We start from the raw sequence: 19772 nt of genomic DNA, 5'->3' as shown, positions 1-19772 counted from the left end.
TCCCAGGGCAGCGCACGGGAACAACCGCTTATACAACCGGAGGCAGACATGTCCACCGTGATCTGGGTGGTCGTCGTTGCGGTCGCGGTGGTGGCGATCATCGCAGTCGGCTACGCCGTACTGCAACAGCAACGCCGGCACCGGCTCCGCGATCGATTCGGCCCCGAGTACGAACGCACTCTGCAAGAACGCGAAACACGGCAGGAAGCCGAGCAGGAGCTCCTCGCCCGTGAGGAACGTGTCAATTCTCTCGACATCCGCTCGCTCGATCCCGAGACGCGTGACACCTATGCCAAGAAGTGGCTGGAGGTTCAGGAGCGTTTCGTCGACGCCCCCGGCTTCGCGGTGACCGAGGCGGACCACCTGGTGACCTCCGTGATGGCGGAGCGAGGCTATCCGACCGAGAACTTCGAGCAGCGTGTCTCGGACCTGTCTGTCGTGCACGGCCGCACGCTCGACCACTACCGCCAGGCTCACGAGATCAGCAGCCGCGCCGCGCACAAGGAGGCCTCCACCGAGGAGCTCCGGCAGGCCATGGTCCACTACCGCGTCCTGTTCGAGGAGCTGCTGACGGGTAACCAGGGCACGGCCAACGGCGACCACCCTTCGCGGCACACCGGTCCGCGCTACGAGGAGACGAGCGGACCGGCCCCCACGACCCCCGAGGACGGTGACCCGATATGACTGACCGGAACGACGACCGGCCCGGCCCGACGCACGCCACGGGCGTGCCCGCCACCGACGGATCCCTTTTCGACCACGACACCGAGCAGCTCCGTACGGCCCTGCGCGACTACCGGGCGATGCTGGAGCAGCTCCTGGACCCGTCTAACGGGACGAGGTGACCCATGCTCGCGATCGCTGCCGCAGTCGTCTTCGGCCTCGGTCTTCTGCTTGACCTCATCAACACCCGGATCGGCGGCATCACCGGCACGACCTTCCTGCTCCTCGGCCTGCTCCTCCTGGCGCTGCACCAGGCCGGAGTCGGCACGGCGGGGGTCCGGAGCGGAGGCGGAGGAGGCAACTGGCGCCGTAGGCGCTGAGGCTTTCACGGAGCCGGATGCGAACGGAGAAGGGGGCGCCGCCCGCGGGGACGGCGCCCCCTTTTCGGGCGCGTGACAGCTGGAGTGTCCGGAAGGAGCGGGAACCTCCATCCGTGAGAGGCACGGCCCGGATCACCGAGTGGAGGCGAAGGTGGAATCTGTCCGGACGGCGATCTCGAACTCCTCACGGGGACGGGTTACCGCCCCGAGCGAGATGATCTCCCTGCGGAAGAACAGGGCGAAGGTCCAGTCGGTCAGCACCCGCATCTTCTTGTTGAAGGTCGGCACCCGCGACAGGTGGTAGGTCCGGTGCATGAACCAGGCCGGCAGGCCGCGGAGCTTGCGACCATAGATATGTGCGACGCCCTTGTGCAGTCCCAGGGTGGCCACAGAGCCGGCGTAGGCGTGCCGGTACGGGCTGAGCTTCCCGCCCCGGAGCGTGGCGACCAGGTTGTCGGCCAGTTTGCGGGCCTGCCGTACGGCGTTCTGGGCGTTGGGCGCGCACATCTCCCCCGGCTTGGTGAGATCGGGTACGGCGGCGCAGTCCCCCGCGGTGAAGACGTTGGGGAAGCCCTCGACGGCCAGTTCTGCGGTCGCCCTCACCCGGCTCTTGCCGTCCAGGGGGAGACCGCTGGCGTGCACGAGCGGGCTTGGCTTGACTCCGGCGGTCCACACCAGGGTGTCGGCGTCGAACTCGGTGCCGTCGTCGAGCACGATGTGGCCCTCCACGGCGGAGTTCAGCCGGGTGCCCAGCCGCACGTCGATCCCCCGTCTGCGGAGCTGTGCCACCGTCCAGCGGCCCATCTCGGGGCCGACCTCGGGAAGGATGCGATCGGTGGCCTCGATCAGGAACCAGCGCATGTCACCGGGGTCCACAGTCGGGTAGTAGCGGCACACGTCGCGGGCCATGTCCTCCAGTTCGGCCATCGCCTCGACACCGGCGTAGCCCGCGCCGACGAACACGAAGGTCAGCGCCCTGGCGCGGACGGTCCTGTCGGTGGTGGACTCGGCCAGGTCGAACTGGCCCAGCACGTGGTCGCGGAGGTGGATGGCCTCCTCGACGCTCTTGAAACCGATGCCGCGCTCGGCCAGGCCCGGGATGGGCAGGGTCCGGGAGATGGAGCCGGGCGCGAAGACCAGGAGGTCGTATGCCAGGGTGCGGCCGGGGCCCTCGTGCGGGCAGAGATCGACGGTCCGCGCGACGGGGTTGACGCCGACCACCCAGCCGTTGAGGATCGCGCACTTGTTCAGCACCCGGCGCAGGGACACGACGACGTGCCTGGCTTCGACACTGCCCGCCGCCGCCTCGGGAAGGAACGGCTGGTAGGTCATGTAGGAGTCGACGTTGACGACGGTGATGCGGGCCTCGTCACGCCGGAGCTTGCGCTGAAGCCGCAGGGCGACATACATGCCGACGTAGCCGCCGCCGACGATCAATATGCGGGCAGATGTAGTCATAAACCGGCTCGTACCCATAAAAGGCAGATAGGACCTTTATGGGCGCTATGTCCGAAGAAGCTGGTTCAGACTTTGAAGAACATGGTGATGAACGTTCCCGCGGCCCCGGTCTCGACCGTGATGTCCGAACTGATCATCCGGGCCACCCAGAGCCCCATGCCGCTGGTGGCATAGGGCGCGGGCGGCGTCTGGCCGGGGATCTCGGCGGGGGTCCACCGTCCCTGGTCATGGATCTCCACGACCAGGTTGCGGCCGACGGCCCATATCCGTAACACGGCCTTGGCGCTGGTGTGGCCGTGGGTGACGGCGTTGGTGGCGACCTCGTTCACCGCCACCAGGAAGTCGGTCAGGCTCTCGGGGGCCATCCCGCCTCGCACGGCCCAGACGGCGGCGAAATCACGTACGTCGGGCAGGTCGGGGAGGCAGAAGGCGAGCTCCGCCACGGCCGCTCCGGCGGGGATCGGCAGAGAACGGTCGCCGCTCGCCAGGAAACGAGCCGGACGAACACCGTCCTCGTTCACGCGAGATCCGCCTCCTATGTCCCATCGCACCGCCGCCCTCGGCGTCTGGAGGTCATTCAAACGCGCCCTCTGCCCCTCCTGCCGTCGCCGACTGGGGTGCCCAGTGAGGACCGGTGTATTCAGCATTCGGCCACGAGTTCCGCACGGAGCCGGTCCAGCACCTTCCGCAGGATACGGGATACGTGCATCTGTGAGATTCCGAACTCGGCTGCGATCTCGGCCTGGGTCATGTTGCCGAAGAAACGCAGGAGCAGGATGTTCTTCTCGCGCGCCGGCAGCTTGTCGATCAGCGGCTTGACCGCCTCGCGGTCCACGAGCACGCCCAGGGCGTCGTCCTCGTCGGGGATGACGTCGCCCAGCGCGGCCGCGTCGTCGTCGGCGCCGAGCGGCGCGTCGAGCGAGAGCGCACTGTAGGCGGCCGAGGCGTCGAGGGTGAGCAGGACGTCCTCTTCGGAGATGTTCATCTTGACGGCGAGCTCGGCGACCGTCGGCGCGCGGCCGAGGTCCTGGCTGAGATCGGCGACCAGCCGGTTCAGCTCGGCCCTGCGCTCCTGGTAGACGCGGGGGACCCGGATGGCCCAGGTGCGGTCACGGAAGTGACGCTTGACCTCACCGGTCATGGTGACCACGGCATAGCCCCGGAATGCGTGGCCGAGGGTGGGGTCGAATCCGTTGATGGCTTTCATCAGCCCGACATAGGCTGCCTGGAGGAGGTCCTCCAGCGGCTCGCCCCGGTAGCGGTAGCGACGGGCGATCTCCATGGCGAGGGTCCGGTGCATCTCGACGATCCGCTCGCGCAGACGCTCGGCGCGGTAATCGGAGACCTCGGGCAGAACCATCTCGGCGAGGAGTTCCTCGGCGGTCATGTCGGCGAGTTCGAGGGCCTGAACAGACATTGCTGCTCCCTGGTATGACTGTCGGACGGCGCCGCCAGCATGGAACAGCATCCGGGCAGACGGCATCGCCTCGACCAATTTTCGAGGCGAGGCCCTCTGCTGGACCTCGGTTCTAGTACTACCCCGATTCCGGGAGTATTGCTCGCCCCCAGGTAACAGTAGGGTTGCTAATCAGACGTCGAGGAGGACCTGGGTGACGGTGTCGGAGAACGGCGAGAGAGCGGCGGCGCTGACTCTGACGTCGGCGCTGGTGGGTGGGATCAACGTGGTCCGGGTGACGGGCCTGCTGGACGCGACGACCAGGGACCAGTTCGCCGACTACCTGGCGGCCGAGATGGACGAGCACGGCCCCGACATGGCACTGGACCTGGGCGGGGTGGCCTTCATGGACTCCCGCGCGCTGGGGCTCATCGTCCATCACTGGCAGCTCAGCGCCAACGCCGACGCGAAGTTCGCCCTCATCGGGGTGGAATACGCCAAGACCAAGGTGATGTGGATCACCGGCCTCGCCCAGCGGTTGCCGCTCTACGACACGATCGAAGACGCCCTCGCCGCCTTCGGCTAGCCGGCCCCTCTCCCGCGTCACAGCCCCCGGGCACGGTTCCACGGGCTCGGCGACGCGCCCTCAGCCGGTTTTCCCGCCCTGGTTGCGCTGGTGTTCGTCCACCAGCAGCCGGGCCAGATCGGCTACCTTCACCTGATGATGCTGGGAAACCCTGCGCAGCTCGTCGAAGGCGGCCTCGGCCGAGCAGCCGCTGGACTTCATGATGATGCCCTTGGCCTGGTCGATGATCGCCCTGCCGGCCAGCGCCTCCTGCATCTGGGCGGCGTCGGTCCTGACCTCGTCGTAGTCCCACATGTTGGCCAGTGCCACGGTCACCTGCTCGGCCAGCATGTCGGCCAGCGGGGGGACGTTCCGGGCCGCGAATGCGCCGGGACGCACGCCGTACAGCCCGAGGACCAGGACGGCGCGCTCGACGGTGATCGGCATGGCCAGGACCGAGCGGATCCCGCAGCGGACCGCCATACCGATATAGCCCGGCCAGCGGGACTCGTGCAGCACATCCTGGACGATCACGGGGTGGCCGGTGGCACGGGCCTCGGTGGAGGGCCCCTCCCCCAGGTCGCCCTCGCTGTCGACGAGCACGATGAGCTCGCTGTGCGAGGCGGAGACGACCAGCCGCTCATCGCGCCAGAGCTCGGCGGAGCCGCCCGCACAGCCTGGCACGTCGCCCGCGAGCGTGGTGGTGAGGTCACGCAGCACGCTCTCGCTCGATGTCTCCTCGCCGACCCTGCCGAGCGCCGCGAGATCCCGGGCGAGAACGGGAGTGACCATCTCCATGTCAGGAAACCCCTTTCTGATTTCGCTAACTTAATCACTATCTGACCACGCATCGATTCGATCCACCGGGTGGCGTACCGTCTACGGCGGGACCAGCCTTACCCCGGCCGCTGACGAGGACGGACATTGACCGACGCCATTGGCCTCCAGGCCCTGGAGCAAGCGCTGGACGCGCTCACGACCAGGGTCTCCTCCCTGTGCGAGGCGAGGTCCGCCTACCCCGCGGACCCCCGGTCCACACTCGACGCGGCGCTGGCAGAGCTCGACACCGCCCGCGAACTGCTCGACGCGTCCCTGCGTGAGCTGCGTAAGACGCCCAAGCGGTCCGGTGAGCGGGAGAGCGGTTCGCAGCGGGAGCTCAAACTCCTGCGGCAGGTGTTCCGGACCTTTCCCGTCCCCGTTGTGGTGCTGGACGCCTCCGGTGTGGTCAGGCGTATCAGCCTGGAGACCTCCCAGATGCTGGGCAGCCCGGCCGGCTACCTGATCGGCCGCTCGTTCCCGCTGCTCGTCGACGTCTCCCGGCGCGCGGCGTTCCGCTCACACCTGACGGCCGTGCAGCAGGGCGGCCAGACCACGACGTTCCAGACTCGGCTGGCCCACCAGGGCCGTGCCCACACGGTGCAGCTCGCGGTCACCCGGCTGACGATGCCGGGCGAGCCGCAGGAGATGACGGCCATCGTGATCCTCCCGCTGGAGGCTCAGGTGGCCGGGGCGAGCTCAGGACCGGTCGACCGGTCGGACGCCTCCCTGGTCATGGCCGCGGCGCGGCGCCAGGAACTGCTGGCCCGCATGACCCGCCTGCTGCTGGACGAGGAGAGTTTGCGCCAGCCGGTGACCGTCACCCGGGCCGCCCGGCTGCTGGCGGCCGAGAGCGCCGACTGGGTGATCGCCGACGTGATCCGGGACGGCGTGCCCCGGCGGGCCTGCGTGCTGGGCCCGGGTGACAAGCCGGTGACCAATCTGGTCCGTGTGATCGAGGAGATGACCCCCCTGGCCGCACCGGCCGTCGCCCGCGTGCTGACCGGCGGGTCGGGCGTGCTCCACGAGATGCTGGAGGAGGAGACGCTGCTCGGCGAGGTTCCCGGCGGGCCGCCGCTGCTCCGGGTCATGGGCGCCGCCTCGGTGCTGATCGTGCCGATCCAGGGTGAGTCGGGCGCGCTGGGCGCCCTCACTCTCGTGCGGCTACGCGACCGCAAGCCGTTCTCCCTCGCCGACCTCGGCCTGATGGAGGAGATCGGCGCCCACCTCGGGCTCGCCCTGCGTGCCCGGCGCGGCTTCCAGACGCGTTCCCAGGCCGCTGACGCGCTGCGCACCAGCGTGGTGCCGCGGAGCCTGCCCGACATCCCCGGGTTCGAGGCGGCGGCGATCTACCACGCGGGTTCCAGCCCGGTCGGAGCCGAGTTCTACGACGTCTTCCCCGTGCGGGACGGGTGGGGATTCGCCCTCGGGGGTGCCGCGGGCAAGGGCGAGGAGGCCGCCTCGATCAGCGCCATGGTCCGCAACGGGCTGCGCGTCATCAGCGTCTGGGAGTCCGATCCGGGCGAGGCGCTGCGCAAGCTGAATCACGCGCTGACCGCGCAGAACAGCGGCATGTTCGTGATGGCGGTGGCCGGATTCGTCCGGGGACGCAAGATCAGGCTGGCCAGCGCGGGGCACCATCCCGCGGCGCTCCTGCAGCCCGACGGCAGGGTGAGGTTCACCGCCGGCGGCGGCGTGCCGCTCGGCATCGCCTCCGAGGCCGAGATGTTCACCGAGGAGCTCACGCTGACCTCGGGCCAGACCCTGGTCTTCTACTCGGACGGGCTGGTCGCCTCGCAGAACGAGCAGGGCGAGCCGTACGGCGAGAACCGTCTGGCGGACGTGCTGGCACGCTGCGTGGCGCAGTCGCCCGCGACGGTGGTCAAAACCGTGGAGGAGGACCGGCACGCGTTTTCCGGTGGACGAGTATGGGACGAGATCGTGATACTCGCTCTGCATGTCGTATAGCTTGGCGGTCGTGCCGCCGCCCTCGCGGCCCTGTCACGCTACGTGTGCCGTGTCCGGCGAGGGCGTGTGCTCGTGTCCAGCGGAACAGGACGAAGGATGACAGTGGCCCTGAATCGGCGCTCCTCCGCGACCTCCCTTCACCAGGCGGCGGTCTACGACTCCGATCAGCGGTTTCTGGCGATGGCACTGCCGTTCGTCCGGGACGGGCTCGCCAAGGGCGACCCGGTGATGGTCGCGACGACCTCGGCCAACCTCGATCTCCTCGGGGGCGCCCTGGGCCGGGACGGCCTTCAGGTGGACTACGCGGAGAGTGGCTTTCTGGGCCGCCGGACGGTGGAACGTACCACCGCCTTCCACCGCTACTGGCGGCGACGCGGCCTGGAGACGCGGGGCGACGGGCATGTCCGGGTCATCGCCGAGCCGGTGTGGACCGGCCGGGCGGTTCACGAGACCCGGGCCTGGCAGCGCATGGAGTCAAGCCTGAACCTGCTGCTCAGCGAGACCAACGTGTGGATGATCTGCCCCTACGACGCACGGATCCTTAATCCGGATGTGGTGACGGCCGCACGGCGGACCCACCCGACGACGTCGGCGGACGGCCGTACCGCGGTGGCCAGCGCGGAGTACACCGATCCGGTGGACTTCATCCGCGAGTGCGACTCCGCTCCGCTCCTCGCGCCCCCGCAGGACGTGCGGAGCGCCTTGGCGGAGACCTTTCCGGCGCTGCGCCAGTTCGTCACCGGCCAGGCTTCCCTGCTGGGGCTCAGCCAGGATCGGGCGACCCTGCTCTCAGTCGCCGCGGGCAAGGTCGCCGAGCTGCTGGAGCTGCCCGTCACCGTCCAGGTGTGGGCACGGTTGGGCGCGATCACCTGCCACCTCCACCGCCGGGGCGGCGGCATCGCCAACCCCGTCGCCGGTTTCCTCCCGCCGGGCTCCATGGCGGGGCCGGGCGACGAGCTGTGGATCGCCCGGCAGCTGTGCGACCGGCTGGACATCCACCATGACCTGGACGGATGCGCGGTCCAGCTCCATGTGCCCAGCGCACGCGCGGAGGAGATGCGGCAGAGCCGCAAATACTGAAGTTTACCTTCGCGGGGAATCCGGGTATGGTTTTGCTCATACAGATGTGTGCCTAAGACGCAGGCACCCCTGAAGGAATCACAGGCTTCTTAGCCTATCTCCTCCCAGAGGTGTGCCGTGAACATTGCATTCGTCTCTTCTGACACTCTGTCCTTCTCGCAGAGCGTGTCTGACATCGCCGCCCAGCGGGCCCACCTTCTCGCCATCGCCCGCGAGCTGGGCCGGGAGCACAAGGTCACCATCTACGCCCGCAGGCACTCCGACTCGGACAAGCCGCGGGTCCGGGTGTCCCAGGGTGTCACCCTGGAGAATCTGCCCGTCGGCCCCGCGCGCGACCTTCCGGAGGAGAGCGTGCTCCCCTACATCTCCGCCCTCGGCGACCAGCTGATGCACCGCTGGAGGCAGGACCGGCCCGACGTCATCCACGCCCACTCCTGGACCGGCGGGCTGGCCGCCATCGCGGGGGCCGACGGCCTCGGCGTGCCGGTCACCCAGAGCTTCGGCAGCGGGCAGAGCCGCGACGCCAAGAAGGTCCGGGTGCAGCGCGCGATCGGCCGCCGCGCCAGCGCGGTGATCGCCGGGTGCGGGGACGAGGAGTCCTCGCTGATCCGGCTGGGCGTGCCGCGCCGCAACATCTCCGTGATCCCGTGCGGCATCGACATCGAGCGTTTCCGGCGCCAGGGGCCGGCCGCGGCGCGCGGCACGCGGCCGCGACTGCTCCACGTCGGACCGCTGACCCAGGACAGGGGCGTCCACACCGCCGTCCGCGCGCTGGAGGGCATTCCCGACGCCGAGCTGTTCATCGCCGGCGGACCGGAGACAGGAGACCTCGCCCACGACGCCGAGGCGCACCGCGTCATGCTGCTGGCCAAGGAAGTCGGTGTGGAGGACCGGATCACCATGCTCGGCCAGATCCCCCACACCTCGGTGGCCAAGCTGATGCGCAGCGCCGACCTGGTCCTCTCGCTGCCCCACGAGGCCGCGACCGGCGTCGTCGCGCTGGAGGCCATGGCGTGCGGCGTGCCCGTCATCGCCTCGGCGGTGGGCGCGCACCTCGACTCCATCGTGGACGGGGTAACCGGCCTGCTGGTGCCGGCCGACCGCCCCGCGCAGACCTCCCGGCTCATCCGCGAGCTGCTCGCCGACCCGACCCGGCGCACCTCGATCGGCTTCGCCGGCGCCGACCGCGCCCGGTCTCGCTACTCCTGGGAGCGGATCGGTCAGGAGTTCGTCCAGGTCTACGAGCACGCGCTCGCCACGCAGCACTGACCTGACATCGCCTACCGGGGCCCCCATTCGGGGCCCCGGTCTCCGTCTGGCCCCCGGGCGGAAATCGGCTTGATGACAGCGATCGAATACACATACATTTAACCGCATGTTGATTCATCCGTGGGATTCCACGACCGAGGACGAGGCACTGGACTTCGTCCGGGCGAACGAGTTCGGTCACCTGATCGCCGCCGGAAGAGACCGCGAGATCCCCGTCGTGGTGCCCACCCAGTTCGTGCTGGCCGACGACCGCACGATCCTGCTCCACCTGGCCAGGCCCAACCCGATCTGGACCGCCATGAAGGAGAACCCCACCGTGCTGCTCTCCCTCGCGGGAGACTGGGCATACGTCCCCGGAGCGTGGAAGGCCCTGCCCGGTGTGGAGGATCCCCGCATGGGTGTCCCGACCACCTACTACGCCGCGGTCCAGCTCGTCTGCCGCGCCGAGGTGGTCACCGACCCCGACGGAAAGGCGGAGATCCTCCGGGCGCAGATCGCCCGCCTGGAGGTCGACGGCGATCTGGCGGATCCGGCCGAGCACGCACGGCTCCTGCCCGGCATCCAGGGCCTCCGCCTGAGGATTGAGCGGGTCAGCGGCAAGTTCAAGTACGGCGGCAACGCCGACGAGCCGCACCGGCGGCACATCGCCGGGCAACTGGCCGAACGCGGAGGTCCCGGCGACGCCGCCGCCCGGCGGCACCTCCTGCGCGCGCTCGACGGGTGACTCCTGGCAGCCCGCAGGCCGGAGTTCCGGCCCGTGAGACACCCCCAGGAAGGCATGAGGACGGCCGGGGCACTGTGCGGTCGCGAGTCCCTAAAGCAGGCGGGCCGCCTTGAGGCTGAGGTGGACCAGCAACCGGTCCTCACCGTCGGCCAGATCACGGCCGGTGAGCCGCTCGGCCTTGCCCAGCCGGTAGTAGAGCGTCTGACGGTGCACGCCGAGCGCCGCCGCGGCCTCCTGAACGTGGCCGGCGTGGTCGAGGTAGCCCTCCACGGTCCTGACCAGTTCCGTGTCCTCGGCCAGCCGCCCGGTCTCCCCGGCCAGCTCGCGCAGGTCGGCCGCCGGCAGCCGGGCGAGCGTCCGGTAGACGCCCAGGCCTGACCAGGCCGCGACGGGCGCGAGCGCAGGCACCTTACCGGCCACCCTGAGTGCCTGCACGGCCTCCCGCCAGCTCCGCCAGGCCTGCGCGGGATCGGCTCGGGCGTCACCGATCCCGGCGGCCGTGCCGTACATCGCCTGGATACGGCCGGCCATCTCGTCGGCCTGGCCCGCCGGGACGAGCAGCGCCACCAAGGGCTCCCCCCGGACCAGGAGGCCGGGGTCGGCGAGCACGCCGCGCGGGAGCGTCCAGAGCGCGGCCACCCGGTCCAGCGAGCTCCGGACGGCGATCGCCGTCACCGGGCCGCGCACGTCGAGCTGGGAGACCGCCCAGGAGCGCTCGTCGGCGTCGGAGGAGAACAGCTCTCGCAGGTTCCTGCCCAGGTCCTGGCGGCGGCGGGCCTCCTGGGCGAGCGCCGCGGCGGCCCGGGAGACCAGATCCGCCACCGAGGCGAGCGCGCCGGCGGTGAGGGTGCCGTCATCCAGCAGCCACAGGTAGCCGTAGGTCACCTCCTGATGCCGCAGCGGCACGCACACGCGGGCGAGCACCCCCAGCTCGGCGTCCGCGGGGATGCGGACCGGGCCGCGCGCGGTCGCGATGCCGTAGCCCTCGAAGTAGGCCCGTACCTCCTCCGTCGCACGGCGGCGCAGGATCGACTCCCGGCGCACCACGTCGATGTCACCGCTCTGCGCGGCATAGGCCAGGAGCTGGAACGACCGATCCTCCAGCGTGGCGGAGGCGCCGAGTCTGGCGGCGATCTCATCGACTGTCTCCTGTAGCACCCTCCCATTGTTGTGCATCTGTATGAACGCGAGGGTCAACGATCGTGGCAGATGCATATGAGACCTACCTGAACTGGGGATTTAATCTGAGTACATGCTCGGTTCTCTTCTTCTCGCCGGCTCACGGGTGCCGCTGGTACGGCGTACGGTGTCCGGTGTCCCGCTGACGCGCAAGGTCGTCGACCGCTTCGTCGCGGGCGAGAGCACCCGGGACGCGGTCGAGGCCATCCGCCGGCTGACCGACGCCGGTCTCGCCGTCACCATCGACCATCTGGGCGAGGAGACCAAGGACGCCCACGCGGCCGCCCAGACGGCCGAGGCCTACGTCACGCTGCTCGGCGCGCTGCGCGAGCTGGGGCTCGGCGACCGTGCCGAGGTGTCGGTGAAGCTCTCAGCGGTCGGCCAGGCGCTCGGCGAGGAGGGCGACAAGATCGCCCTGGAGAACGCCCGGCAGATCTCCGAGGCCGCCCACGACTGTGGGGCGAACGTGACCTTCGACATGGAGGACCACACGACGGTCGACTCCACGCTCGGCATCCTGCGGGCGGTGCGCGAGGACTTCCCGTCCACCGGCGTGGCACTCCAGGCCTACCTGTTCCGCACCGAGGCGGACTGCCGCGACCTGTCACACGAGGGTTCACGGGTCCGCCTGGTCAAGGGCGCCTACGCCGAGCCCGCCTCGGTGGCCCACCAGAACAAGGCCGAGGTCGACCGGGCCTACGTCCGTTGCCTGCGGATCCTCATGGCGGGCAAGGGTTACCCCATGCTGGGGACGCACGACGACCGGCTGATCTCGATCACCGAGCTCCTCGCCGACCGTTTCGGCCGCTCCCGGGGCGACTACGAATACCAGATGCTCTACGGGATCCGCACCGACAAGCAGCAGGCCCTGGTCGGCGCCGGTCACACCATGCGGATCTACGTCCCTTACGGCGACGACTGGTACGGCTACTTCATGCGCCGCCTCGCCGAGCGCCCGGCCAACATCGCCTTCTTTCTTCGTGCCCTTGGAGGCAAGTGATGGATGCCATCTCCAACGTCCCGGTCCCGGCCAACGAGCCGACCCTCGGCTACGCACCCGGCAGCGCCGAGCGCCTCGCACTCGAAAACCGCGTCAAGGAACTGGCCGGAGCCCAGCTCGACCTGACCATGACGATCGGCGGCGAGCAGCGGATGGGAGGCGGCGCCTCCATCGACGTGGTCCAGCCGCACAACCACGCCTCCGTGCTCGGCCGTACGGCTGACGCCACCGCCGACGACGTGCGGGCCGCGATCGACTCCGCGCTGAAGGCCGCCCCCGCCTGGCAGGCGCTGCCCTTCGACGAGCGTGCCGCGATCTTCCTGCGGGCCGCCGACCTGCTGGCGGGGCCGTACCGGCAGACGCTGAACGGCGCCACGGTCCTGGGCCAGTCGAAGTCGGCGCAGCAGGCGGAGATCGACTCGGCCTGTGAGCTGATCGACTTCCTCCGTTTCAACGTGGCCTACGCGCGCCAGATCTACAGCGAGCAGCCGGTGTCGTCGCCCGGTGTGTGGAACCGGATGGAGTACCGCCCGCTGGAGGGCTTCGTTCTGGCGATCACGCCGTTCAACTTCACCGCCATCGCCGGCAACCTGCCCTCGGCACCTGCCCTGATGGGCAACGTCGTCGTCTGGAAGCCCTCCCCCACCCAGCAGTTCGCCGCGCACTTCACCATGCGCCTGCTGGAGGAGGCCGGGCTGCCGCCGGGCGTCATCAACCTGGTGACCGGCAACGGCGCCGCCGTCTCGGAGGTCGCCACGACCCACCCGCGGCTGGCCGGCATCCACTTCACCGGCTCCACCCCGACCTTCCAGCACCTGTGGTCCACGGTCGGCGCCAACATCGCCTCCTACCGGTCCTACCCGCGCCTGGTCGGCGAGACCGGCGGCAAGGACTTCGTGCTGGCCCACCCCTCGGCCGACCCGGCGGTGCTGTCCACCGCGCTGATCCGCGGCGCGTTCGAGTACCAGGGGCAGAAGTGCTCGGCGGCGTCCCGCGCCTACGTGCCCCGCTCGGTCTGGTCGCTGATCCGTGACGACCTCGTCGCCACGGCCGAGTCGCTGACCGTCGGCGACGTCGCCGCCGACCTGTCCACCTTCATGGGCGCGGTCATCGACGACCGGGCGTTCGCCAAGCACAAGGCGGCCATCGACCGGGCCCGCTCACTCGACTCGATCAATGTGCTGACCGGCTCCTACGACGACTCCACCGGCTACTTCGTGAAGCCGACCATCCTGGAGTCGGCGGACCCGACCGACGAGATCTTCGCCAAGGAGTACTTCGGGCCGATCCTCGGCGTGCACGTCTACGACGACGCGGACTTCGACGCCGTGCTCGACCAGATGGAGAACGTCTCCCCGTACGCGCTGACCGGCTCGGTCATCGCCCAGGACCGCTACGCGATCGCCTCGGCGTCCGAGCGGCTGCGCTTCGCGGCGGGCAACTTCTACGTCAACGACAAGCCCACCGGCGCCGTCGTCGGCCAGCAGCCCTTCGGCGGAGCCCGCTCCTCGGGCACCAACGACAAGGCCGGCTCGATCTTCAACCTGATCCGCTGGGTGAACGCCCGCACGATCAAGGAGACGTTCGTCCCGCCGACCGACCACCGCTACCCGCACATGGGCTGACATCCCGCGGACCGGCCGGCAGCAGCCCAGTCTCGATAAGCTCGGCTACCCGAGCGGCCGATAACGGCGACTGAAAACGGCGACGTCCGGGACTCATGAATCCGAGTCCCGGACGTCGCCGTTTTCTCCCCTGACTGATCTTGACCGTGCCCAGGGATCGGCCCTCGGTGCCAGCGTTTCCGCCCACACTCCAGACACCTCGGCCCACCGGCGACCAGAAGCGGCCGAACCCCAACGCACCCCGCCACCCGCGACCGCACCAGGCCGAGCCCCTCCCCCCGCTCGTCCGGCGTGGCAGGCACCGGCACGGCCAACGCCGGATCGTGGCCCCGCTCTGTACCCGCAGGACAGAGGCTCCGCCGATGGTCGAAAGGCTCACGGTGCCTCCAGCACCTGGGCAGCCGCCGGCGGCCTCGCACACGCTACGGTCCGTACGCCCGCCTACGGCGGGAACCGAAGCGGGCCTGCGGCGTACGTGGAGGGCATCTCGATCATCGCTTGTGGCTGGCTTGGTCATACCGCCCGGTGGTAGGTGCTGTCGGGCTTGATGCGGGCGGTGCTCGTTGTAGTGATCGCGGTAGTCGGACAGGAGCGCAAGCGCGTGTGCCTCGTTGTAGACGAGCACGTGATCGAGGAGTTCCCGCCGCAGTGTCCCGATGACCCGCTCGCAGATCGAATTCGCCTTCGGTGCTCGAGGCGGGGTCACGGTAGCCCAGTCGAGACAGCTCCTCCTGAATCCTGCGGTGCCCCCAGCGCGGATTCTCCTCGGCCAACCGCAGCACCAATCCACAGTCGAAAAGATCATCTACCTATGATCCCTGGACAGGAAGCCTGTCCTTACCCGACAGCCCATCACCAGCGAGATCGTGTTTTCGAGCGGCACAGGCCTTCGCCTCCTCGCCGGCGCCGTCTCCGAGGATCTGCGTCACCGGATCGGTCGGGGTGAGCTTGATCAGCCCGAACACGACGCCCGCGGGGTCGAGCGTGGGATGCCGGGGTCAGTCTGCGGACAGGTCCATGAGCTGCTCGATCTTTCGCTGGGCGACCAGGTCGAGACTCTGGTCGAGGTCGTCACCATAGGTACGCAGGGCCACCTCGAGGTGAGCGGCCATGGCGTCGCCCGCGGCCTTCGGGTCGCGGGCCGTAATCGCGTCGAGGATCTCCTGGTGGTACGGCACGCCCTCGCGGGAGACCGAAGGATCGCCCAGGCTGCGGAGCATGAGCTCGAAGGTGAGCGTGGCGATCGAGCCGAACATGGCCTCGATCACCGGGTTGCGCGACGCCGCCGCGACCGCGGCGTGGAAGGCGACGTCGGCTCTGGCTCGGGAGACCAGGTCGCGAGCCTCGTCGAAGCGCAGCAGCATCTCCTCGATGACACGCAGGTCCTCGGGGGTCGCGTGCTGGGCGGCGAGTGCGGCGGTCTCGCGCTCAAGCATCATCCGGGCGCTGATCACGTCACGTGAGGTCGGCTTGCGCTGCCGGTACAGCGCGTCGAGCGGGCGGACCGCGTCGGTGATCCGCACGTCGCGGACGAAGCTGCCCCGGCCCGGGACGACCTCGATGACGCCCTGCTGCTCCAGCCCCCGGAGCACCTCCCTGATCATCGGGCGGCTCACGCCGAACCGCTGGGAGAGCACCCGTTCCGACTCCAGCTTCGATCCGGCCGGGTACTGCCCGGACAGGAGTTCCAGCTCGAGCCGCCTGGCCACGGCCTCCTTGGTTGGGGGACGCCTGTCGCGCGCGGAGGCGTCTTCGCTTGCCATCATCCCTGCCACGCTACCTTCAAGATCGAGGGACCGACACCCTCCGGTGAAATCCGATCATTCCTGGTTGAACAACGAACAGCCACCGTCGGCCAGCAGCGTTGTGCCGGTGATGTAGTCGGAGTCCGGCGAACACAGGAACGCCGCCGCCTTGGCCACCTGCTGCGCGGTCTGCGGCGCCCTGAGGGGGATCGCCGTGCTCGCCCGCGCGGCGTAGGCCGGCTCGTTCTCGAACTGCCACTTGGCCATGCCCGCGGCCACGATCCCGGGTGCGAGAGCGTTGACCAGGATGCCGTGCGGCGCCAGCTCCTTGGCCATCGAACGGGCCAGCATCGCCACCCCTGCCTTGGACGCGCTGTAGGCCGCGATCTCCGGCCATGGGACCGTGCCCACCCAGGACCCGGTCAGGACGATGCGGCCCCCGCCGCCCTGGGTGACCATGCGCCGGGCGGCGGCCTGGGCGGTGTGGAAGGTGCCGGTGAGGTTGATGCCCAGGTGGCGATCCCACTGCTCGGCGGTGATCTCCAGGAAGGGGGCGGATTCGACGATCCCCGCGTTGGCGATCGCGATGTCCAGCTTGCCGAGTCGCTCCAGCGCCGCGTCCAGAGCCGGCCGGTCCCGTACGTCGGCTCGCACGTAGCCCACCTCGCCGTACGCGGAGGCCGTGGTGATCCACTCCTGTGCCTCGTCCGGGGACTTCACGTCGAGCAGCGTGACATGGGCGCCCCGGCGGGTCAGCTCAGCGGCCATGGCGGCGCCGATGTCGCCGGCACCGCCTGTGACCAGTGCGTTTCTTCCCTCCAGGTCCGGCATGGAGATCCCCCTCAGATGCGGTTAGGCCGGTAAGACCAGTGACACCCTACTGCGTGGGCTTCGCCGCCGCGACCCGAGTGACCGTTGCCGATTCGAGATGCGGGAAAGGGTTGACGAATTACCCTTCGAAGTACAAATCTCGCTTGGCATAACCGGTCTTACCAGTCAAGCCAACCCGCGGGTTCGGAAGGGAGAGAGCATGCCACTGTTCGAGGCCGTAGGCGTACGCAAACGCTTCGGCGGGGTCGAGGCCCTGCGCGGCGTCGACTTCAGCGTCGAACCCGGCGAGGTGGTCGGCCTCATGGGCGACAACGGCGCCGGTAAGTCGACGCTGATGAAGGTGATCTGCGGTGCGTACCGGCCCGACGAGGGAGAGATCCGGATGGCCGGCCGTCCGCAGGTCTTCCGTAGCCCCCGTGACGCCGCGGCCTGCGGCATCGCGGTCGTCTACCAGAACCTCGGCCTGGTCGACCAGCGTAGCGTCGCCGCCAACGTGTTCCTCGGGCAGGAGCCGCGCAGGTTCGGCCTGGTCGACACCCGCAGGATGCGGGCCGAGGCGCGAGAGGTGCTCACCACCCTGCGCATCCGCATCCCGTCCGTACGGATGCCCGTGGCCGGGCTGTCCGGAGGGCAGCGCCAGTGCATCGCCATCGCCAGAGCCGTGCACCAGGGCGGTGAGCTCGTACTGCTGGACGAGCCGACCGCGGCGCTCGGACCCGAGCAGCAGCAGAACGTGCTCTCGCTCATCCGTGACCTGCGGGAACGGGGCAAGGCCGTCGTCGTCGTCTCGCACAACGTCGACCACGTCCTGGAGGTCGCCGACCGGGTCGTGGTGATGCGCGGCGGCCTGGTGTCGGGCATGCGCGATGTCGCGACCACCACGGCGGCCGAGGTCGTCGGACTCATCCTCGGCAACGCGCCCGCGGCTGCTCACGACGGCGCCCCTCACCCCTCCGGAGAACTCGCATGACCATCCAGCAGCAGATCGCGAACGCCTACCGGGTGGACGACTCCGGGGGAAGCCTGGTCCGCAGGCTGCTCGGTGCCAGGGAGTTCGGCGTGCTGGCTGCCACCGTGGTGATCTTCCTGGTCTGCGCCGTGGGAGCCGAGGGCTTCCTCGCCGCCGACAACCTGCTGTCCGTCGCCCAGCAGATCGCCATCCTCGGCATCGTCGCCACCGGCATGACCTTCCTGATCGTCGTCGGCGAGATCGACCTGTCGGTGGGGTCGCTGCACGGATTCCTCGCGGTGGAGCTGGCCTGGCTGGTGACGAAGGTGGGCGTGCCCGTCGGGGCCGCGGCCCCGCTGGCCATCCTCACTGGTGTGACGATCGGTGTGATCAACGGTCTGATCACCACCCGGTTCAAGATTCCCTCGTTCGTGGTCACGCTGGCCGCGCTGGCGGCACTGCGCGGCGCCGCGCTGCTGCTGTCCGACGGCGTGCCGATCCGTGGCTCGCGCAACGAGGCGTTCACCGATCTGTTCGCGGGCAGCCCGCTGCCCAACCTCGCCGCGCAGACGCTGTGGATGGCCGCCGTGGTCGCCATCGGAGCCTCCGTCATGACCAGGACCAAGTTCGGCTACGACGTCTACAGCGTGGGCGGCAACCCGTCCGCCGCCGCCGGGGCGGGCATCGCCAGCGACCGCGTCAAGGTCATGTGCTTCGCCCTCACCGGAGGGCTGGCCGGCCTGGCCTCGGTCATCCTGGTCGCCTGGCTGGGCAGCGCCAACCCCCTCACCGGCAACGGCTTCGAGCTCGGCGTCATCGCCGCGGTCGTCGTGGGCGGCGCCGGTCTGGCCGGCGGTACGGGCAGCGTCCTCGGCACCTTCCTCGGCGCGGTGATCACCGGTGTGATCACCAACGCGCTCGTCCTCTTCGGTGTGGACGGCAACTGGCAGCAGGTCGCCACCGGCCTGCTGATCCTGGGGGCCGTCATGCTCAACCACCTCGTCGCCAGGCGTTCGGCACACGGCCTGAACGCCTGACCCCCCATCCGAACAGGAGAGAACATGGCAACGAACAGCCCGATGTCGCGCAGGGGCCTGCTGCTCAGCGGCTCCCTGGCCACCGCCGGCATCCTGGCCGCCGGGTGCAGCAGCGAGAAGGAGCCGTCCGCCGCCGCCTCGTCCGGTGGCCGCGCCGCCGACGGCCCGCAGAAGGGCAAGAAGGTGATCTTCGTCGTGCACGACAAGAACCCCTTCTTCGCCCCGGTGCAGCGCGGCTTCGAGGACTTCGGCGCGATCATGGGATGGCAGACCCAGTTCATCGGCCCGCCCGCGCAGGACGTACAGAAGACCGTCGAGCTCCAGGCGAGCGCGCTGAGCGCCAAGCCCGACGGTGTGATCTTCACCCGGATCGACGAGACCTCCTTCGACGCCAACATCAAGCGGGCGACCTCCTCCGGGGTGAAGGTGATCCTGTCCAACGTGGCCAGCGACGGCTACGAGAAGCTCGGCGTCGGCTTCGTCGGCCAGAACTTCGTCAACGCGGGCGACGCATGCGGCCGAGAGATCGCCAAGTCCGCCAAGGAGCGCACCGGCAAGTCCGGTGGCGTCATCGTGTGCGGCAACTTCGGGCCCGGCAGCACCGCCCTCGAGCAGCGTATCCAGGGGATCAAGCAGGGGATCGAGGCGTACAACAAGGAGAACGGCACCTCCTTCACCGCCGAGGTCCTCATCACCAGCACCGATGAGTCCAAGGCCGTCGCCGCCATCGACGCCAAGTACGCCTCGAAGAAGGGCGAGATCGTCGGCTGGGCGATGGCGGCCTTCGACCACCAGTACGTGTCCACCTGGGCGAAGAGCAAGAACCTCGTCGGCAAGTTCGCCGTCGGAGGCTTCGACCTGATCCAGCCGGTCCTGGACGGCATCAAGGACAAGTCGATCGACTTCTCCCTGGGGCAGAACCCGTATGCGCAGGGCTGGATCGCCGCGGCCCTGCTCGCCGAGGAGTTCGACCCCGGCTACCCGGCCAGGATGTACGACACCGGCGCGGAGGTCGTCAACGCCGCCAACGTCGACGCGGTCGCCGCGCGTGAGGCCCGTTTCGCCTGACCCCGTACGCCCGCGCGTC

General features: G+C 69.4%; 21 protein-coding genes. 13 read left to right on the top strand and 8 right to left on the bottom strand.

What is annotated here, in order from left to right; translation table 11 throughout:
* Positions 1-48 precede the first annotated feature (48 nt).
* Genes FHR32_RS29645 through FHR32_RS29635 form a run of 3 tightly spaced genes read left to right on the top strand, consistent with a single transcriptional unit; the run spans position 49 to position 1043 of the window.
* On the top strand, positions 49-684 hold the full coding sequence (locus FHR32_RS29645; protein WP_221466268.1) for a hypothetical protein: 636 nt from the start codon (positions 49-51) through the stop codon (positions 682-684).
* Entirely contained in the window at positions 681-845 is a 165-nt protein-coding gene (locus tag FHR32_RS29640; protein WP_184757762.1) for a hypothetical protein, read from the top strand. Before FHR32_RS29645 ends, FHR32_RS29640 begins: the two co-directional genes overlap by 4 nt.
* A 3-nt stretch (positions 846-848) precedes the next feature.
* Positions 849-1043 (top strand): hypothetical protein, encoded by a 195-nt coding sequence (locus tag FHR32_RS29635; protein ID WP_012889802.1) that lies wholly within the window; start codon positions 849-851, stop codon positions 1041-1043.
* 132 nt (positions 1044-1175) lie between these two features.
* Here FHR32_RS29635 and FHR32_RS29630 read toward each other — a convergent pair whose 3' ends face one another.
* From FHR32_RS29630 to FHR32_RS29620, 3 genes are all read right to left on the bottom strand, one after another.
* Positions 1176-2501 (bottom strand): NAD(P)/FAD-dependent oxidoreductase, encoded by a 1326-nt coding sequence (locus tag FHR32_RS29630; RefSeq protein ID WP_184757761.1) that lies wholly within the window; start codon positions 2499-2501, stop codon positions 1176-1178.
* A 65-nt stretch (positions 2502-2566) separates the two neighbouring features.
* Positions 2567-3022 (bottom strand): ATP-binding protein, encoded by a 456-nt coding sequence (locus FHR32_RS29625; protein ID WP_184757760.1) that lies wholly within the window; start codon positions 3020-3022, stop codon positions 2567-2569.
* A gap of 119 nt (positions 3023-3141) precedes the next feature.
* Positions 3142-3918: a SigB/SigF/SigG family RNA polymerase sigma factor gene (locus FHR32_RS29620; protein WP_184757759.1), complete on the bottom strand. Its 777-nt coding sequence runs from the start codon at positions 3916-3918 to the stop codon at positions 3142-3144.
* A 193-nt stretch (positions 3919-4111) separates the two neighbouring features.
* On the opposite strand from FHR32_RS29620, the gene FHR32_RS29615 reads away from it, so the two are divergent.
* Positions 4112-4483 (top strand): STAS domain-containing protein, encoded by a 372-nt coding sequence (locus tag FHR32_RS29615; protein ID WP_184757758.1) that lies wholly within the window; start codon positions 4112-4114, stop codon positions 4481-4483.
* 60 nt (positions 4484-4543) lie between these two features.
* Here FHR32_RS29615 and FHR32_RS29610 read toward each other — a convergent pair whose 3' ends face one another.
* Positions 4544-5260 carry an ANTAR domain-containing response regulator gene (locus FHR32_RS29610; RefSeq protein ID WP_184757757.1) on the bottom strand — a complete coding sequence of 239 codons (717 nt, stop codon included), beginning with the start codon at positions 5258-5260 and terminating at the stop codon, positions 4544-4546.
* A gap of 126 nt (positions 5261-5386) precedes the next feature.
* On the opposite strand from FHR32_RS29610, the gene FHR32_RS29605 reads away from it, so the two are divergent.
* The 4 genes from FHR32_RS29605 (at position 5387) to FHR32_RS29590 (ending at position 10319) form a co-directional block, all read left to right on the top strand.
* The gene (locus FHR32_RS29605; protein WP_184757756.1) at positions 5387-7246 is read left to right on the top strand and encodes a SpoIIE family protein phosphatase; all 1860 of its coding nucleotides are present in this window, start codon (positions 5387-5389) and stop codon (positions 7244-7246) included.
* 96 nt (positions 7247-7342) lie between these two features.
* Complete coding sequence (locus tag FHR32_RS29600; protein WP_184757755.1) at positions 7343-8326, top strand: anti-sigma factor RsbA family regulatory protein; 984 nt, start codon at positions 7343-7345, stop codon at positions 8324-8326.
* 165 nt (positions 8327-8491) lie between these two features.
* Positions 8492-9595 (top strand): glycosyltransferase, encoded by a 1104-nt coding sequence (locus FHR32_RS29595; protein ID WP_312882753.1) that lies wholly within the window; start codon positions 8492-8494, stop codon positions 9593-9595.
* A gap of 106 nt (positions 9596-9701) precedes the next feature.
* Positions 9702-10319 carry an FMN-binding negative transcriptional regulator gene (locus tag FHR32_RS29590; RefSeq protein WP_184757754.1) on the top strand — a complete coding sequence of 206 codons (618 nt, stop codon included), beginning with the start codon at positions 9702-9704 and terminating at the stop codon, positions 10317-10319.
* Between the two features lie 90 nt (positions 10320-10409).
* Here the strand turns inward: FHR32_RS29590 and FHR32_RS29585 are convergent, their stop codons facing one another.
* Entirely contained in the window at positions 10410-11477 is a 1068-nt protein-coding gene (locus FHR32_RS29585; RefSeq protein ID WP_312882752.1) for a PucR family transcriptional regulator, read from the bottom strand.
* A gap of 94 nt (positions 11478-11571) precedes the next feature.
* Here FHR32_RS29585 and FHR32_RS29580 point away from each other — a divergent pair, with 94 nt between their 5' ends.
* Positions 11572-12498 (top strand): proline dehydrogenase family protein, encoded by a 927-nt coding sequence (locus FHR32_RS29580; RefSeq protein WP_184757752.1) that lies wholly within the window; start codon positions 11572-11574, stop codon positions 12496-12498.
* Complete coding sequence (gene pruA / locus FHR32_RS29575; RefSeq protein ID WP_184757751.1) at positions 12498-14123, top strand: L-glutamate gamma-semialdehyde dehydrogenase; 1626 nt, start codon at positions 12498-12500, stop codon at positions 14121-14123. The genes FHR32_RS29580 and pruA overlap by 1 nt, the downstream gene beginning before the upstream one ends.
* Here pruA and FHR32_RS47380 read toward each other — a convergent pair.
* The 3 genes from FHR32_RS47380 to FHR32_RS29560 form a co-directional block, all read right to left on the bottom strand.
* On the bottom strand, positions 14071-14928 hold the full coding sequence (locus tag FHR32_RS47380; RefSeq protein ID WP_184757750.1) for an integrase core domain-containing protein: 858 nt from the start codon (positions 14926-14928) through the stop codon (positions 14071-14073). The two genes, pruA and FHR32_RS47380, sit on opposite strands and share 53 nt — an antisense overlap.
* A gap of 193 nt (positions 14929-15121) precedes the next feature.
* Positions 15122-15889, bottom strand: a complete 768-nt coding sequence (locus FHR32_RS29565) for a FadR/GntR family transcriptional regulator (RefSeq protein WP_221466266.1) — start codon at positions 15887-15889, stop codon at positions 15122-15124.
* 54 nt (positions 15890-15943) lie between these two features.
* Positions 15944-16699 carry an SDR family NAD(P)-dependent oxidoreductase gene (locus FHR32_RS29560; protein ID WP_184757749.1) on the bottom strand — a complete coding sequence of 252 codons (756 nt, stop codon included), beginning with the start codon at positions 16697-16699 and terminating at the stop codon, positions 15944-15946.
* A gap of 199 nt (positions 16700-16898) precedes the next feature.
* On the opposite strand from FHR32_RS29560, the gene FHR32_RS29555 reads away from it, so the two are divergent.
* The 3 genes from FHR32_RS29555 to FHR32_RS29545 are packed head-to-tail and all read left to right on the top strand — an operon-like array spanning position 16899 to position 19753.
* Complete coding sequence (locus FHR32_RS29555; RefSeq protein ID WP_184757748.1) at positions 16899-17669, top strand: ATP-binding cassette domain-containing protein; 771 nt, start codon at positions 16899-16901, stop codon at positions 17667-17669.
* Entirely contained in the window at positions 17666-18685 is a 1020-nt protein-coding gene (locus tag FHR32_RS29550) for an ABC transporter permease (RefSeq protein WP_184757747.1), read from the top strand. The genes FHR32_RS29555 and FHR32_RS29550 overlap by 4 nt, the downstream gene beginning before the upstream one ends.
* 24 nt (positions 18686-18709) lie before the next feature.
* Positions 18710-19753: a substrate-binding domain-containing protein gene (locus tag FHR32_RS29545; RefSeq protein ID WP_184757746.1), complete on the top strand. Its 1044-nt coding sequence runs from the start codon at positions 18710-18712 to the stop codon at positions 19751-19753.
* Positions 19754-19772 lie beyond the last annotated feature (19 nt).

The sequence above is a fragment of the Streptosporangium album genome (genome assembly GCF_014203795.1).
Lineage (GTDB): Bacteria > Actinomycetota > Actinomycetes > Streptosporangiales > Streptosporangiaceae > Streptosporangium > Streptosporangium album.
This window is presented reverse-complemented; position numbering and strand designations above follow the sequence as displayed.